Genomic DNA, 19,041 nt, shown 5'->3' with positions numbered 1-19,041 from the left:
TCCAAATGCTCACAAACGTCCCGCAACGCCCGCTCGAACACCGGGAAGGCCTCCGCCAGCCGCCGGCCCATACCCACCCGCTGACTGCCCTGACCAGCGAACAACAACGCCAACCTGCCACCCGAACCACTACCAACAGCCAGACCCGGCGCATCCACGCCCTCAGCCAGCGCCCGCAGACCAGCCACCAACTCCTCGCGATCACCACCGACCACCACGGCGCGCTGCTCCAGCACACTCCGCCCGGCCGCCAACGACCACGCAGCCTCCCCCAGCGGCGTCTCCTCACCAACCCACGACACCAGCCGCAACGCCTGCGCCCGCAACGCCTCTACCGACTTGGCCGAGATCAGCCACGGCACCACCGGCGGCACAGCCACCGGCTCAGGCTCGACATCCGCACTCGGTCCCTGCTCGATGATCACGTGCGCGTTCGTCCCACTGATCCCGAACGACGAGACCGCAGCCCGGCGCGCATGCCCGTTCACCGGCCACGGCTGCGCCTCGGCCAGCAGCTCCACCGCGCCCGCCGACCAGTCCACGTGCGGCGACGGCTCATCCACGTGCAACGTCTTGGGAAGCATCTCGTGGCGTAGCGCCATCACCATCTTGATCACGCCCGCCACGCCCGCAGCCGCCTGCGTATGACCGACGTTGGACTTCACTGAACCGAGCCACAGCGGCCGCTCCCGCTCCTGCCCATACGTGGCGATCAGCGCCTGCGCCTCAATCGGGTCACCCAGCGTCGTGCCCGTCCCATGGGCCTCGACCGCATCCACGTCCGCAGTCGAAAGCCCGGCATTGGCCAGCGCCTGCCGGATCACCCGCTGCTGCGAAGGACCGTTCGGGGCGGTGAGGCCGTTGCTCGCGCCGTCCTGGTTGATGGCACTGCCCCGTACCACCGCCAGCACCCGATGTCCGTTGCGCTCGGCGTCCGACAGCCGCTCCACCAGCAGCACACCGACACCCTCACCCCAGCCGGTGCCATTAGCCGACGCCGAGAACGCCTTGCACCGCCCATCCGCCGACAACCCGCGCTGCCGCGAGAACTCGATGAAGGTGCTCGGCGTGGCCATCACCGTCACGCCACCGGCGAGCGCCAGATCACACTCACCCGACCGCAGCGCCTGGACCGCCAGATGCAGCGCCACCAGCGACGACGAACACGCCGTGTCCACCGTCACCGCCGGGCCCTCCAGCCCCAACGTGTAGGACACCCGCCCCGAAGCGATACTCCCCGAGCTGCCGGTGCCGATCAGCCCTTCCAGCTCGCTGGGCACCGCCGAAAGCTGGGGTGCGTAGTCGTGGTACATGACACCGGCGAACACGCCGGTGCGGCTGCCGCGCAGGGCGGTGGGGCTCAGTCCGGCCCGTTCGATGGCCTCCCATGAGCTCTCCAGCAGCAACCGCTGCTGCGGATCCATCGCCAGCGCCTCACGCGGCGAGATGCCGAAGAAGCCCGCATCGAATTCGGCCGCGTCGTACAGGAAGCCGCCATGCCGCGCGTACGACGTCCCCCGGATGTCCGGGTTCGGGTTGTAGAGCTTCTCCAGGTCCCAGCCTCGGTCGGCGGGGAATTCGCCGACCGCGTCCCGGCCCTGTGCCACCAGCTCCCACAGATCCTCCGGCGACCCCACCCCGCCCGGATACCGGCACGCCATGCCCACGATCGCGATCGGCTCATCCGCCGACGGGGCGGCGGCCACCACCGTCTGAGCAGCCTGCCCTCCGGCCAGTTCCCCGGCGATGAACTCCGCCACCGCCTCGGCCGTCGGGCAGTCGAAGACGAGCGTGGCCGGGAGCCGTAGCCCAGTGGCCGCGTTGAGCTGGTTGCGGAACTCGACCGCCGTGAGCGAGTCGAAGCCGAGCTCCTGGAACCGCTTGGTGGGCTCCACCGCGTCCGCGTTCTCGAAGCCGAGCGCCGTCGCGACCTGGCCGCGTACCAGTTGCAGGAGATCGGCCGGGTTGGCGCCGGCCGTGCTGGTGCGGCGGGTGGGCACGCGGACGAGCCCGTGCAGCAGCGCAGGCAGCGTACCCGCCTGCGCCTGTGCCTGCAGTGCCGGCATGCTGAGCGCGGCGGGCACCAGGACGGCGCGCTCGCCCCTGACCGCGGCGTCGAACAGCGCCAGCCCGTCGGCGGCAGGCAAGGGGGTGATGCCGCCGCGTTCGAGGCGTCGCAGGTCGGCCTCGTCGAGCTCGCCTGCCATGCCGCCGGTCGCCCACAGGCCCCAGGCCAGTGAGGTCGCCGGGAGGCCGTGCGCTCTGCGGTGCTCCGCCAGCGCGTCCAGAGCGGTGTTGGCGGCGGCGTAGTTGCCCTGGCCCGCGCTGCCGAGCACCCCGGAGAGTGAGGAAAACAGGACGAACGCGGTCAGGTCCCGATCCTGGGTGAGCTCGTGCAGGTGCCAGGCGGCGTCGGTCTTCGGCTTCAGTACGGCGTCCACGCGCTCGGGTGTGAGGGCGGCGATGACCCCGTCGTCGAGCACGCCGGCGGTGTGCACCACCGCCGTCAACGGGATGGCTGCGATCACCTGGGCGAGGGCGTCGCGGTCGGCCACGTCACAGGCCTCGACCGTGACGTCGGCCCCCAGCTCGGACAGCTCGGCCACCAACTCGGCCGCACCCGGGGCATCCAGCCCACGCCGGCTGACCAGCACCAGACGCCGCACCTCGTGCGCGGCGACCAGATGCCGGGCCACCAGCGCACCCAGCCCACCGGTGCCACCGGTGACCAGCACCGCGCCCTCCGGCCCGAACGCCGGCCCCCGGTCCGAGAGGTCCGTGGCTCGGACCAACCGGGGCACCAGCAACCGCCCGCCCCGCACCGCCACCTGAGGCTCGCCGATGGTCAGCGCCTCGGCGATCAGCTCCGCAGAGTCGTCCTCTGCGTCCATGAGCACGAACCGGTCCGGCTGCTCGGCCTGAGCCGCCCGGACCAGGCCCCACACCGCCGCCTGCGCCGGGTCAGGGACGTCGTCCTGGGCCGCCGCGACCGCACCGTGCGTGATGACGACCAGCTGCGCGGATTCCTGGACTGCGGCGAGCACGCCGTAGACGGCCTGCCTGATCGCTTCCGGGGTGGACGCCTCGGTCCGGGAGACGTCGAAGATCTCGTACGGGAGGTCGCTCTGGGCCGTCCGGGCGGCGGCCTGCACCCAGTCGATCTGGAACAGCATGTTGTGGCGGGCCGCCTGCTGGTCGGCGGACCGCGGGCGAAGCGTGAGCGAGCCGACCTCCATGACAGGCGCCCCGGCGGCGTCCGCCATGGTCACGGCGACCACACCGGGATTGCCCGTGGGCGTGATCCTGACGCGCAGGACTGTCGCACCGTCGGCGTGCAAGGCCACCTGGTTCCAGGCAAAGGGGATGTACGGGCGTTCCGGCTCCGCATCCGGCAGCAGTCCGGCCATGGGGATGGGGTGCAAGGAAGCGTCGAGCAGCGCCGGGTGCAGCCCGAAGCGCCTGGCGTCCGAGCGCGCGTGCTCAGGCAGCGCGATCTCGGCGTAGACGGCGTCGTCCTTCTGCCAGACGGCAGTAAGGCACTGGAAGGTGTCCCCGTACTCCATGCCGGTGTCGGCGAGATCGTCGTAGACGCGGCCGACATCGAGGGAGCGCGCCCCGGGCGGCGGCCACTGGGCGAGGTCGGAACCCGGTGCCGCGGTGGCCGGGGCGAGCACGCCCTGGGCGTTCTGGCTCCAGTCCGTGGCGTCCTCGGACCTGGAGTAGATCGTCACCTGACGGCGGGCCGCGTCGTCGGCCGCCCCGACCACGACCTGGAGATGCAGGGTGCCTCGGGCCGGTATGACCATCGGGCTCTGAAGGGTGAGCTCGTCGAGCATCGGGCAGCCGGTCTCGTCACCTGCCCGCAGCGCGAGCTCCACCTGCGCCGCACCCGGCACGATCACCTGTCCACTCACCACGTGATCGGCCAGCCAGGGCTGCGCGGCCAGGGAGAACCGACCGATGAGGGTGAGAGTGTCGCTTCCCGGGGCGGGGACGGTGGCGGTCAGGAGCGGGTGGTCCAGGGCCGCCAGGCCGCCGCCTGAGGCGACGTCGCCGGTCAAGTAGCCGGCGTCGAGCCAGTACCGCCGGCGTTGGAAGGCGTAGGTGGGCAGGTCTACGTGGTGGGCGGGGATGGTGGCGAAGTAGGTGTCCCAGTCGACGCTGATGCCCTGGACGTGCAGCCGTCCCAGGGCTTCGACCAGGGCCCGGGCCTCGTCCCGATCCTTGCGAGCGGCCGGGACGAACACCCCATCGGCGATGCTCTGCTGAGCCAGCCCGGTCAACACCCCATCCGGACCCACCTCCACGAACACATCCGCGTGAGCGGCGGCCACACCGTCGGCGAAACGCACCGCCTCCCGCACGTGCTCCACCCAATAACCCGGCGTGGCCAACTGCCCCGGCTCGGCTTCCCGGCCGGTCACATTCGAAATGACCGGAATCGACGGCTCACCGAAGGTCAGCCCGGCGATCGCCTGCGCGAACTCGGCCAGCATCGGCTCCATCAACGGCGAATGGAACGCATGCGAGACCCGCAACCGCCGCGTCCGCACATCCACCCGCCGCTCGATCTCCGCGATCGCCTCCTCATCACCGGAGACCACGACGGCGTTCGGGGCATTGACCGCCGCGATGCCGACCCGCTCACCCAGCAGCGGCACGATCTGCTCCTCAGGCGCTGCGACGGCCAGCATCGCCCCGCCCTCGGGCAGGGCTTGCATCAGCCGCGCCCGCGCGGTGACCAGCGTGCACGCGTCGGCCAGGGAGAACACCCCGGCCACGTGCGCCGCGGCGATCTCCCCGATCGAATGCCCCACCAGCACATCAGCCCGCACCCCCAACGAGGTGAGCAGCCGATACAGGGCCACCTCGAAGCAGAACAGCGCCGGCTGCGTCATCCCGGTCTCGTTCAGCACGCCCTCGGGATCGGTGAACATCACCTCACGCACGGGGTGTGGCAGCAGCGGATCCAGTACCCGGCAGATCTCATCGAGCTCGGCGGCGAACACCGGGAACGCCTCGGCCAGCTCCCGGCCCATGCCAACGCGCTGACTGCCCTGACCGGCGAACAACAACGCCAGCCGACCGCCCGACCCGCTCCCAGAGACCAGCCCAGGAGCCTCCGCACCCTCGGCCAGCGCCCGCAGCCCGGCCACCAACTCCTCGCGATCACCACCCACCACGACCGCACGCTGCTCCAACATCGACCGGGCAGACACCAGAGCCTTGCCCGCGGCGGCCAGCGGAACGTCGTTCCCCGACGACCAGAACGCCAGCCTGCCCGCCTGCTCCCGCAGCGCGTTGAGATCGTTGGCCGAGATCAGCCAGGGGACGGCGGGAAGCGAGGGGACGTCCTCGGGCTGGGGCACGGGCACGGCGGGAGGCTGTTCGATGATCACGTGCGCGTTGGTGCCGCTGACGCCGAAGGACGAGACGCCGGCCCGGCGCGGCCGGTCCTGCTGCTCCCACAGCTGGGCCTCGGTCAGCAGCTCGACGGCGCCCGCCGACCAGTCCACGTGCGGCGACGGCTCACCCACGTGCAGCGTCCGCGGCAGCAGCTCGTGCCGCATGGCCATCACCATCTTGATGATGCCGCCGACACCCGCGGCGGCCTGGGTGTGGCCGATGTTCGACTTCAGCGAGCCCAGCCACAGCGGCCGCTCCCGCTCCTGCCCATACGTGGCGAGAATGGCCTGGGCCTCGATCGGATCGCCCAGTGTCGTGCCCGTCCCGTGAGCCTCGACCGCGTCCACGTCGGCGACCGAAAGCCCGGCGTTGGCCAGCGCCTGCCGGATCACCCGTTCCTGCGAGGGCCCGTTGGGGGCGGTCAGGCCGTTGCTCGCGCCGTCCTGGTTGATCGCGGTCCCCCGCACCACGGCGAGGATCTGGTGGCCGTTGCGCTGGGCGTCCGAGAGGCGTTCGACCAGGAGCATGCCCGCGCCCTCGGCCCAGCCGGTGCCGTCGGCGGACGCCGAGAACGCCTTGCACCGCCCGTCCACCGCGAGCCCGCGCTGCCGCGAGAACTCCACGAAGACGCTGGGCGTGGCCATGACCGTCACGCCACCGGCCAGCGCCATGTCGCACTCGCCCGACCGCAGGGACTGGGCCGCCAGATGCAGCGCCACCAGCGACGACGAACACGCCGTGTCCACCGTCACCGCGGGGCCTTCGAGGCCGAAGGTGTACGACACCCGGCCGGAGGCGATGCTGCCCGCGCTGCCGTTGAGCACGAATCCTTCGAATCCCTCGGGCGCCTGCGGCAGCCGGGTGCCGTAGTCGTGGTACATCACACCCGCGAAGACACCCGTACGGCTGCCACGCATCGCCTTCGGGCTGATCCCGGCCCGCTCGATCGCCTCCCACGAGGTTTCGAGCAGCAACCGCTGCTGCGGGTCCATCGCGGTGGCCTCGCGCGGCGAGATCCCGAACAACGCGGGGTCGAAGCGGTCGGCGTCGTGCAGGAAGCCGCCTTCGCGGGCGTAGCTGGTGCCCGCGTGGGCGGGGTCGGGATGGTAGAGCCGTTCCAGATCCCAGCCCCGGTTGTCGGGGAAGCCGGTGATCGCGTCGCCGGCCTGCGTGAGGAGCCGCCAGAGGTCCTCGGGCGAGACCACGCCGCCCGGGTAGCGGCAGGCCATGCCGACGATCGCGATGGGTTCGTCGGCGACCTCGGTCCGAGCCGCGACCTGGTCGGCCCGCGCGTGGCCGGTGAGCTCGGCGTGCAGGTGCTCGGCGAGCTCGTCCGGGGTGGGGAAGTTGAACAGGAGCGTGGCGGGCAGCCGCAGTCCGGTGGCGGCGTTGAGCCGGTTGCGCAGCTCGACCGAGCTCAGCGAGTCGAAGCCGAGGTCCTTGAACGCGCTGCCGACGTCCACGGCGTCGGCGTCGGCGTGTCCCAGCACGTGCGCGATGTTCGTACGGATGAGCGTCAGCAACGCGCCCTTGTCGGTCCCCACCCTGGCGGGCCTGGAGGCCGCCGGCCGCCGCACCGGGGCCTTGACCAGGGCGCGGAAGACCGCAGGAATCTCCTCCTGGCGGCGTAGCGCCGCCGTGTCGAGACGCGCCACTATCTGCACTCCCCTGTCGAGCGCGAGCGCCGCGTCGAACAGGGACATGCCCTCCGCCACGGGCAGCGGCGCGAGCCCGACCTTGCCGAGCCGTGCCACGTCGAGCTGGCTCAGCGCGCCCGCCATCCCGCCGTCCGACTCCCACAGCCCCCACTGGAGGGAGACGGCGGGCAGCCCCAGCGCCCGGCGGTGCAGGGCCAGCGCGTCGAGGTACGTGTTCGCGGCCGCGTAGTTCGCCTGGCCGGCGCTGCCTACCGTGGCCGCGATGGAGGAGTACATCACGAAGAACGACAGGTCGAGATCCTGGGTGAGCTCGTGCAGGTGCCAGGCGGCATCCGCCTTCGGCCCGAAGACCCGGTCGACGTGCTCAGGCGTCAACGAGGTCACGGCGCCGTCGGCCACGACCCCGGCCAGGTGCACGACGCCCATCAGCCGGCGTTCGGCGGGGATGCCCGCCAGCAGGGCGGCGAGTTCGGCGCGGTCCGCCACGTCGCAGGCCGCCATGGTGACCTGTGCGCCGAGCGAGGTCAGCTCGGCCAGCAGCACGTCGGCTCCGGGCGCGGCGGCACCGCGGCGGCCTGCCAGCAGGAGATGCCGGACACCGTACTCGGTGACGAGCCGCCGCGCGGCGAGGGCCCCGAGTTCGCCCGTGCCGCCGGTCAGCAGCACGGTGCCGTCGTACGAGGTCGCGGGCGAGTCCTCTTGGGAGACGATCCGCCCCGCGAAGGGCCCGCTCGCGGACGAGCCCGTCGGGACGACGATCCGCGGCACGCGGATCTCGCCCTCGCGCAGGGCGAGCTGCGGCTCCCCGGCTGCGAAGGCACGGAGCAGCGCGGCGGCGGAGTCGGGATGGTCGTCGGTGTCCACGATGACGAACCGGCCGGCGTGCTCGGACTGCGCGGACCGGATGAGGCCCCAGACGGGCGCCGTGGACAGGTCAGGCGCCTCGCCCTCAGCCACCGCGACCGCTCCGCCGGTCACCAGCCCCAGCCGGGACCGCGCGAACCGCTCGTCGGCGAGCCACTCCTGGACGAGCGAGAGCACCTCGTACGTCCTGGCGCGGCCCTCTCCGCTGGGCACGCGCACGACGACCAGCTCGGGGACCGCCTCCACCTCGCCCAGCGCGGAGAGGCTGCCGAGCTCCGCCACATCCTCAGGGACCGGCCCGGCACCGGCGGGCGCGGTGACCCATTCCAGCGCGTACGGGGTGCTCCCGGACGACAGCTCGGTCGTCACCGGGCGCACCACCAGGGAGTCCACCGTGAGGATGGGCGCGCCGGTGTCGTCCGCGACGCTCAGCGAGAGCTCGCCCGGGCCTTTCGCGGTCGTCCTGACCCGTGCCACGGCACCACCGGCCGCATGCGGGGAGATGCCGGACCAGGCGAAGGGAAGGAACGGCTGTCCTGGCTCGGTACGCGGAAGGAGGTCGCCGAGCGTGATCGAGTGCAGCACCGCGTCGAGCAGCGCCGGGTGGAACCCGAACCGCTCCACGCCCGCCTGGGCCTGGTCGGGCAGGACGATCTCGGCGTAAACCCCGTCGTCGCGCTGCCACGCGCTCACCAGACCCTGGAATGCGTCACCGTACTCCAGACCGGAAGCGGCCAGGTCGTCGTAAAGGGTGTCGAGGTCGACCGGCCGTGCGCCGGGCGGTGGCCATTGCGCGAGGTGGAAGTCCGGCTCGGCGGCTGGGGCCGGGCCGAGTGTGCCCTGGGCGTGCCGCTGCCAGGCGTCGCCGCCTTCGGTACGGGAGTAGAGGGAGATGGCGCGCCGGCCGCCGTCGTCCGGTGCGTCGATGACCACCTGGAGCTGTACGGGGTGCTCGTGAGTGATCACGAGCGGGGCTTGTATGGCCAGTTCGGAAACCGTCTCGCAGTCCTCCGTCTCCGCCGCCGCGCGCAGCGCGATCTCGAGAAAACCCGTGCCGGGGAGGATCACCGTGCCGTTGACCGCGTGATCGGCGAGCCATGGGAGGGCGGTCAGGGACAACCTGCCGGTGAGGGTGAGAGAGTCGGAGTCAGGGGATGGCACGACCGCGCTGAGGATCGGGTGATCCACGGCGCTCAACCCGGCGGCTGTCACGTCGCTGCTCGCCCGACCGGACTCGAGCCAGAACCGCTGGTGCTGGAAAGCGTAGGTGGGCAGGTCGATGCGCCGGGCCGGAGCCAGCAGCTCCTTCCACTCGACCGTCACTCCATGCACGTGGAGCCGCCCAAGGGCTTCGACCAGTGCTTGGGCTTCGTCGCGGTCCTTGCGAGCGGCCGGGATGAAGACCCCATCGGCGATGCTCTGCTGAGCCAGCCCGGTCAACACCCCATCCGGACCCACCTCCACGAACACATCCGCCCGCGCGGCGGCCACGCCGTCGGCGAAACGCACCGCCTCCCGCACGTGCTCCACCCAATAACCCGGCGTGGCCAACTGCCCCGGCTCAGCCACCCGGCCGGTCACATTCGAAATGACCGGAATCGACGGCTCACCGAAGGTCAACCCGGCGATCGCCTGCGCGAACTCGGCCAGCATCGGCTCCATCAACGGCGAATGGAACGCATGCGAGACCCGCAACCGCCGCGTCCGCACATCCACCCGCCGCTCGATCTCCGCGATCGCCTGCTCATCACCCGAGACCACCACCGCACCAGGAGCATTGACCGCCGCGATGCCGACCCGCTCACCCAGCAGCGGCACGATCTGCTCCTCAGGCGCTGCGACGGCCAGCATCGCCCCGCCCTCGGGCAGGGCTTGCATCAGCCGCGCCCGCGCCGCCACCAGCGTGCACGCATCGGCCAAGGAGAACACCCCAGCCACGTGCGCAGCGGCGATCTCCCCGATCGAATGCCCCACCAGCACATCAGCCCGCACCCCCAGCGAGGTGAGCAGCCGATACAGGGCCACCTCGAAGGCGAACAACGCCGGCTGCGTCATCCCCGTCTGAGCCAGCACCCCATCCGGATCGGTGAACATCACCTCCCGCAACGACGGATCCAAATGCTCACAAACGTCCCGCAACGCCCGCTCGAACACCGGGAAGGCCTCCGCCAGCCGCCGGCCCATACCCACCCGCTGACTGCCCTGACCAGCGAACAACAACGCCAGCCGACCGCCCGACCCGCTCCCAGAGACCAGCCCAGGAGCCTCCGCACCCTCGGCCAGCGCCCGCAGCCCGGCCACCAACTCCTCGCGATCACCACCCACCACGACCGCACGCTGCTCCAACACGCCCCGCCCAGCCGCCAGCGACCAGGCGGCGTCGACGATCGACGTCTCGTCCGAGACCCACGACGCCAGCCGCGACGCCTGCGCCCGCAACCCCTCCACCGACTTGGCCGACACCAACCACGGCACCGCCGGAAGCGCCCGCCCGGACTCCTCCTCCTGCGCCGGAGCCTCCTCCAGCACCACATGCGCATTCGTCCCACTGACGCCGAAGGACGAGACCGCGGCCCGGCGTGGCCGGTCCTGCGCGTCCCAGGGGCGGGCCTCGGTCAGCAGCTCCACCGCGCCCGCCGACCAATCCACGTGCGGCGACGGCTCACCCACGTGCAACGTCTGCGGCAACACCCCGTGCCGCATCGCCATCACCATCTTGATCACACCGGCCACCCCGGCAGCCGCCTGGGTGTGACCGATGTTCGACTTCAACGACCCGAGCCACAGCGGTTGCTCCCGCTCCTGCCCATACGTGGCGATGAGCGCCTGCGCCTCGATCGGGTCACCCAGGGTCGTGCCCGTGCCATGGGCCTCGACCGCGTCCACATCGGCAGTCGAAAGCCCGGCGTTCGCCAGCGCCTGCCGGATCACCCGCTGCTGCGAAGGACCATTCGGAGCCGCCAACCCGTTACTGGCCCCGTCCTGGTTGATCGCCGACCCGCGAACGACCGCCAGCACCTGGTGCCCGTTCCTGCGCGCGTCCGACAGCCGCTCCACCAGCAGCACACCGACGCCTTCGCTCCAGCCGGTGCCATCGGCCGACGCCGAGAACGCCTTGCACCGCCCATCCGCCGACAACCCGCGCTGCCGCGAGAACTCAACGAACGTCCCAGGCGAGGCCATCACCATCGCACCGCCCGCCAACGCCAGGTCGCACTCGCCGGTGCGCAGCGCCTGCGCCGCCAGATGCAGCGCGACCAGCGACGACGAGCACGCCGTGTCCACCGTCACCGCCGGGCCCTCGAACCCGAACGTGTACGACACCCGCCCGGACGCGACGCTGGCCAGGCCGCCGGTGAGGAGGTAGCCCTCCACCGCGTCGGAGCCCTCGTACCGCCGTGGCCCGTACTCCATCGGCGCGATGCCGGTGAAGACCCCGGTCTGACTGCCGTGCAACGTGGCCGGATCGATGTTGGCGTGTTCGAAGACCTCCCAGGAGGCCTCCAGCAGCAGCCGCTGCTGCGGATCCATCGCCAGCGCCTCACGCGGCGAGATGCCGAAGAACGCCGCGTCGAAGTCGGCGGCGTCGTACAGGAAACCGCCCTGCCGGGTGTAGGAGGTGCCCCGGTTGCCGGGGTCGGGGTCGAACAGCCGGTCCAGGTCCCAGCCGCGGTCGGTGGGGAACTCGCCGATGGCGTCCGTGCCGGAGGCCACCAGTTCCCACAGGTCCTCGGGCGACCGCACGCCGCCGGGGAGCCGGCAGGCCATGCCGACGATCGCGATGGGCTCGTCGTAGTCGGTCGACCGCACGGCCGCGGAGGTGGTGGCGGCGCCGCCGAGCAGTTCGGCCTGCAAGTGCTCCGTCAGCACCTTCGGCGAGGGGTAGTCGAACAGCAGGGAGCTCGGCAACTGCAACCCGGTCGCGGCGTTGAGCCGGTTCCTGAGCTCGACGGCGGTGAGCGAGTCGAAGCCCGCGTCCTTGAACGCGCCGGTCGCGCTGATCACGTTCGGCGTGACGTGGCCGAGCACCAGGGCCGCCTGGCCGCGTACCAGGTCGAGCAGCGCGCGCTCCCGCTCTTCGGGGCTCAGCCCGCGCAGGGACTGTGCCAGCGGCACGTCGGCGGAGTCGCCGGCGGCGCGGCGTTCGACGGATTTGCGGAGCAGGCCGCGCAGCATGGCCGGCGCGGGATCGGCGACCTTGGCGAGGCTCAGCCGGGCGGGAAGCGTCGTCGCGGGGTTGCCTGCGAGCGCGGCGTCGAGCAGCGCCAGCGCCTTGTCCAGCGGCATCGGGGCGACGCCGAGCCTGGCCCATCGTGCCAGGTCGGCCGTGGCGAGGGTGCCCGCCATGCCGCCGAACTCCGCGGAGTTGTCCCACAGGCCCCAGGCGAGGGACGTGGCGGGCAGGCCGAGGGAGCGGCGGTGCCGGGCGAGGCCGTCGAGGAAGGCGTTGGCGGCGGCGTAGTTGGCCTGGCCGGCGCTGCCGAGCGTGGCCGCGCACGACGAGAACAGCACGAACGTGGACAGATCCCTGTCGCGGGTCAGCTCGTGCAGGAGCCAGGCCGTCTCTGCCTTGGTCCGCCACACGGTGTCGAGCCGTTCGGGGGTGAGCGCGGACACGACGCCGTCGTCGAGCACGCCGGCGATGTGTACGACGCCGGTCAGGTCCTCGCAGGAGCCGACGAGCCGGGCCAGGTCCGCCCGGTCGGTGACGTCGCACGCGACGAATGAGGCGTGCGTGCCGAGCTCGGAGAGCTCGGCGGCCAGCCGGACGGCGCCGACCGACTCCGGGTCGCGGGTGGCCAGGACGAGGTTCCGCACGCCGTGCCGGGCGGCCAGGTGCCGGGTGACCGTGCGGCCCAGCGCGCCGGTGCCGCCGGTGACCAGCACGGTGCCGTCCGGGTTCCAGGAGTTCTCGCCCGGCGGCCGGTCACGCCGTGCCAGCCGGGGGACGTGGACGGTGCCGGATCTGATCGCCAGCTGGGGTTCGTCGTAGGCGAGGGCGGCGGCGACGTCCTCGGCGCTGCCGTCGTCGTCGAGCAGGACGAACCGGTCGGGGTATTCGGTCTGCGCCGACCGTACGAGGCCCCACACGGCCAGGCCTGCCAGGTCGGGCACCTCGTCGGTCGCTCCCCTGGTGACGATGACCAGCCGGGCGGACGGGGGCTGCCCGCCGGCGAGCCAGTCCTGAATGGCGGCGAGCACGCGGAGCACGGCCGTCCGCGCCCGGGACGTCTCGTCCTGCTCGTCCCCGTCCCCGTCGTGCCAGGGCAGGAGCACGTCGTCGGGCGCCGCCTGGGCGCCGGGCGCGGCGGGTACGGGCACCCAGTCGACCTCGAACAGCCCGACGTGCTCGGTGGGCGCGTCCACCGGACCGCGGGCCTCCAGCCAGTACCGCTGCCGTTGGAAGGCGTAGGTGGGCAGGTCGGCGGGCGGCGCGGGAACGGCGCCGAAGTAGGAGTCCCACTCGACGGAGACGCCGCTGGCGTGGAGCCGGCCGAGGGCCTGGACGAAGGTGTCGGCCTCGTGGCGGTCCTTGCGTGCGCCGGGGACGAACACGCCGTCCGCGAGCGTCTGCTGGGCCAGGCCGCTCAGGATGCCGTTGGGGCCCACTTCCAGGAAGATCGCGGCGTCGGCGGCGGTGATGCCGTCGGCGAAGCGCACGGCTTGTCGTACGTGCTCGACCCAGTAGCGGGGGTCGGTCAGCTGACCTGGTTCGGCGAGCCGGCCGGTCACGTTGGAGATGACCGGGATGGCCGGCTCGTGGAAGGTCAGCCCGGCGATCGCCTGCTCGAAGTCGGCCAGCATCGGCTCCATCAGCGGTGAGTGGGCGGCGTGGGAGATCCGCAGCCGGCGCTTGCGTACCGTGATGTGCTGCGCGATCTCCTCGACGGCCTCTTCCGTGCCGGAGATCACCACCGAGGTGGGTGTGTTGACGGCGGCGATGGCGACCCTGTCCTCGTACCCGTCGAGGAGCGGCAGGACGTCGGACTCGGAGGCGGCGATGGCGAGCATCGCACCGCCCTTGGGCAGCGCGTGCATGAGCCGGGCCCGGGTGGCGATCAGGGCGCAGGCGTCGGCCAGGGAGAAGACCCCGGCCACGTGCGCGGCGGCGATCTCCCCGACGGAGTGCCCGACCAGCACGTCGGCCCGCACTCCGAACGACTCCAGCAGCCGGTGGAGCGCGACCTCGAAGGCGAAGAGGGCCGGCTGAGTCATCCCGGTCTCGTTCAGCACGCCGTCGGGGTCGGTGAACATCACCTCACGCAGCGGGTGCGGCAGGTGGGAATCCAGGTGCGCGCAGATTTCCTCCAGTGCCTCGGCGAACACCGGGAAGGCCTCCGCCAGCTCCTTGCCCATGCCGGCGCGCTGGCTGCCCTGCCCGGTGAACAGCAGGGCGAGCTTGCCCGCCGGGCCGCTGCCGGTCAGTACGCCGGGCGCGGCGGGGCCGCCGGCCACCGCCCGCAGGCCGGTCAGCAGGTCGTCGTGGGCGCGGCCGACGATCACGGCGCGGTGTTCGAGCACGGCGCGGCCCGCCAGTGCCGCGCCGACGGCGGCGATCGGCAGGTCGGGCGTCGCCCATGACGCCAGCCGCTCGGCCTGCGCGGCCAGCGCCTCGGGGCTCTTCGCCGACACCAGCCACGGCACCACCGGCGGCGGCACCACCGGCGCCTCGTCCTCCGCCTGGGCGGGGGCCTCTTCCAGCACCACGTGCGCGTTCGTGCCGCTGATCCCGAACGAGGAGACAGCGGCCCGGCGCGGCCGGTCCTGCTCCGCCCAGGGCTGGGCCTCGGTCAGCAGCTCCACCGCGCCCGCCGACCAGTCCACGTGCGGCGACGGCTCACCCACGTGCAGCGTCTGCGGCAACACCCCGTGCCGCATCGCCATCACCATCTTGATCACGCCGCCGACACCAGCAGCCGCCTGCGCATGGCCGATGTTCGACTTCAACGACCCGAGCCACAGCGGCCGCTCCCGCTCCTGCCCATACGTGGCGATCAGTGCCTGCGCCTCGATCGGATCGCCCAGCGTCGTGCCCGTCCCATGGGCCTCGACGGCGTCCACGTCGGCGGCCGAAAGCCCGGCGCTGGCGAGCGCCTGGCGGATCACTCGCTGCTGAGAGGGGCCGTTCGGGGCGGTCAGGCCGTTGCTCGCGCCGTCCTGGTTGATCGCCGACCCCCGCAGCACGGCCAGCACCCGGTGCCTGTTGCGGCGGGCGTCCGACAGCCGCTCCACCAGCACCATGCCGACGCCCTCGGCCCAGCCTGTGCCGTCGGCGGAGGCGGAGAACGCCTTGCACCGCCCGTCCGGCGACAACCCGCGCTGCCGCGAGAACTCCACGAACATGCCGGGTGAGGCCATCACGGTCGCGCCCCCGGCCAGCGCCATGTCACACTCGCCCGACCGCAGCGACTGCGCCGCGAGATGGAGCGCGACCAGCGACGACGAGCACGCCGTGTCCACCGTCACCGCCGGACCCTCGAACCCGAACGAGAACGCGACCCGTCCGGAGATCACGCTGGCGGAGGTACCGGTCAGCACGTAGCCTTCGGCGCTGCCGGTGGCCTCATGCAGGCGCGGGCCGTAGTCCTGCGCCATCGCGCCGGCGAACACGCCGGTACGGCTGCCGCGCAGCCCTGACGGGTCGATCCCGGCCCGCTCGATCGCCTCCCACGACGCCTCCAGCAGCAACCGCTGCTGCGGATCCATCGCCAGCGCCTCACGCGGCGAGATCCCGAAGAACCCGGGGTCGAACTCGGCGGCGTCGTACAAGAACCCGCCGTGCCGCGCGTACGACGTCCCCCGCCCAGCCGGATCCGGGTCATACAGCGCCTCCAGGTCCCACCCGCGGTCGACGGGGAACGCCCCGATCGCGTCCCGCCCGGACACCACCAGGTCCCACAGGTCGTCAGGGGAATGCACGCCGCCGGGGAACCGGCAGGCCATGCCCACGATCACGATCGGATCGTCCGCCACCACGGCGGCGGTCACCTCGGCCTGCGCGGCCTGGCCGCCGGCCAGTTCCCCGCGCAGGAACCGGGCCAGCGCCAGCGGCGACGGGTAGTCGAACAGCAGCGAGCTGGGCAACCGCAGCCCGGTCGCGGTGTTGAGCCGGTTCCTGAGCTCGACGGCGCTGAAGGAGTCGAAGCCGAGCGCCTTGAAGGCGGTGGCGGTGTCCACGGTGGCGGAGGTGGCGTGGCCGAGTACGAGCGCGACGCAGGTCCGTACGAGCTCCAGGAGCAGGTGTTCCTGCTCCCGCTCGGGCAGGCCGCGCAGCCGGTCGGCGAGCGACCCCGCCGGGTCGTCACCGACGGCCGCGCGCTCGGGCCGCGCGGGCGGGGGCGGCGCGGAGCCCTCGGCGTCGGGAAGCCAGTGGTAGGTGCGCTGGAAGGCATAGGTGGGCAACTGAACGCGCCGCGCGCCGGGGTAGACGGCGTCCCAGTCCGGCGTGACGCCCCGGACGTGCAGCTCGGCGAGGGCCAGCGCGGCGGCGCGGCGTTCGGGCTGCTTGTCGCGAAGTGTGGCGACGAACCGGATGTCGTCGCTCTCGGGCAGGCAGTTCTGTCCCATGGCGGCCAGCACGGACCCCGGGCCGACCTCCACGAACGTGGTCGCGCCGGTCTCGGCCAGCGCCCGGATGCCGTCGCTGAAGCGCACGGCCTCCCGTACGTGCCAGACCCAGTGACTCGGGGAGCACAGGTCGGCCGCGGACGCGGCGGCCCCGGTGAGGTTGGAGACGACCGGGATGGCCGGCTCGCGGTAGGTGAGCGACTCGGCCACCTGGCGGAACTCCGCCAGCATCGGATCCATCAGCGGCGAGTGGAAGGCGTGGCTGACCCGCAGCCGGCTGGTCTTGCGGCCGCGGGCGCGGAACTCCTCGGCGATCTCCAGGACACGGTCCTCCGCGCCGGAGACCACGACGGACGCCGGCCCGTTGACGGCGGCGATGCTGACCGAGGCATCGAGGCGGGGAAGGACCTCCTCCTCGGTGGCCTGGACGGCGACCATCGCGCCGCCGGCCGGCAGGCTCTGCATCAGCCTGCCGCGCGCCGCGACCAGGGCGCAGGCGTCGGACAGCGACAGCACGCCGGCGACGTGGGCGGCCGAGATCTCGCCGATGGAGTGGCCGATGAGCCGGTCGGGGCGGATGCCCCAGTGCTCGTAGAGCCGGGTGAGCGCGACCTCGAAGGCGAAGAGCGCGGGCTGGGCGAAGCCGGTCTGGTCGAGCAGCCCGCCGGGGTCGGTGAACATCACCTCTAGCAGGGGGCGGTCCAGCTCGGTCGCGAAGCAGGCGGCGATCTCGTCGAGCGCCCGCGCGAAGACGGGGTGCGCCTCGTACAGGTCGCGGCCCATGCCGGCGCGCTGGCTGCCCTGGCCGGAGTAGAGGAAGGCGACCTCGCCGCCGGCCGGTCGGCCGGTGACGATCTCGGCGGCGGGCTCGCCCTCGGCCAGCCGGTCGAGCAGGCCGGTCAGCAGCGACGGCTCGCCGGCGACGATCGCGGCCCGCCTGTCGAAGGCCGTACGGGTGGTGGCCAGTGAGTAGGCCGTGTCCGCGGCGTCGGTGCCGGGGTCGGCGAGCAGGTGGTCGCGGAGCCGCCCCGCCTGCGCACGCAGCGCGGCCTCGCTGCGCCCGGCGAGCGGAAGGATCACCGGACCATCGGGGCGGGGCCCGGGCAGGGGCGTCTCCTGCGTGGGCGCGGCGGGGGTGAGGGTCACCGGGCCCGGCGTCTGCTGTGGGAGCGCGGCGGGGGGTGAGGTCGCCGGGCCGGGCGTCTCCTGCGGGGTCTCGGCGAGCACCACGTGGCAGTTGGCGCCGCCCATGCCGAAGGAGCTGACGCCGGCCACCAGCGGCGCGCCGGCGCGCGGCCACGCGGCCAGCGCGGTGTTGACGCGCAGGTTGAGCTCGTCGAACGGGATCAGAGGGCTGGGCGTCTCGAAGTTCAGCGAGGCGGGCAGCTCGCGGTGCCGGATGGCCAGCACGGTCTTCAGCAGGCCGACGATGCCGGCGGCGCCTTCCAGGTGGCCGACGTTGGTCTTGGCCGAGCCGACGAGCAGCGGCCCGCCCGGCTCCTTGGCCGTCCCGATGGCGGCGCCGAGCGCGCGGGCCTCGACGGGGTCGCCGACCCGGGTCCCGGTGCCGTGCAGTTCGACGAACTGCACGGCGGCGGCCGGCACGCCGGCCCGCTCGCAGGCCAGCCTGATGACCTCTTCCTGGGCGTGCTGGTCGGGGACGGTGAGCCCGTCGCCGCCGCCGTCGTTGTTCACGGCGCTGCCCGCGATCACGCAGTAGACGCGGTCGCCGTCGGCCAGCGCCCGGGACAGTGGCTTGAGCACGACGATGCCGCCGCCCTCGCCGCGGACGTAGCCGTTGGCGCGGGCGTCGAAGGTGAAGCACTTGCCGTCCGGCGACAGGGCGCCGAACCTCAGCGCGGCGAGCGTGCTGTCGGGGGTCAGGTTGAGGTTGACGCCGCCGACGATGGCCAGGCCGGACTCGCCGTTGCGCAGGCTCTCGCACGCCAGGTGCACGGCGGTCAGCGACGCCGACTGGGCGGAGTCCACGATCATGCTGGGGCCGTTGAGCCCGTACGCGTACGAGATCCGGTTGGCCAGCAGGGCCCGGCTGATGCCGGTGAGGCTGTGGCGGTTCAGCGCGGCACGGCCGCCGCCCTGGAGCAACTGGGCATAGTCGCCGGCCATGGCGCCGATGAACACGCTCGTGCCGGTGTCGCGCAGGCTGCTCGGGACGATGCCGGCGTCTTCGAGCGCCTCCCAGCTCAGCTCCATGAGGAGCCGCTGCTGCGGGTCCATCATCGCGGCTTCGTTGGGGGAGATCCCGAAGAACTCGGCGTCGAACTCGGCTATCCCGGTGACGAAGCCGCCGCGGAGCGAGCTCGTCTCCGGCGCGTCCCACCGGCCGCGGGGAACGTCCGTGACGGCGTCGACCCCTTCGCGCAGCAGCCGCCAGAACGATTCCGGGTCCGGGGCTTGGGGGAGCCTGCAAGATATTCCGACGATCGCCACTGCGTCGCCGGAAAGACCACGGGGGGAGAGTTCGTTGGTCATTGAACCAATCCAGATTCCGACAGGGCGGGCAGAGGGCAGAAGGACGCTCTTC

1 protein-coding gene is annotated in these 19,041 nt (G+C 72.5%); it reads right to left on the bottom strand.

Features of this window, described 5'->3' with window-relative positions; genetic code table 11:
- Positions 1–18,989, bottom strand: an 18,989-nt coding sequence (locus ACIBX3_RS59880; RefSeq protein ID WP_397129784.1) for an SDR family NAD(P)-dependent oxidoreductase, incomplete at its 3' end; no start/stop codon positions are given.
- Positions 18,990–19,041: the final 52 nt, after the last annotated feature.

The sequence above is a fragment of the Nonomuraea sp. NPDC049480 genome (assembly GCF_044465905.1).
GTDB lineage: Bacteria > Actinomycetota > Actinomycetes > Streptosporangiales > Streptosporangiaceae > Nonomuraea.
The sequence above is the reverse complement of the archived record's forward strand: the minus strand, read 5'-3'. Positions and strand labels throughout refer to the sequence as shown.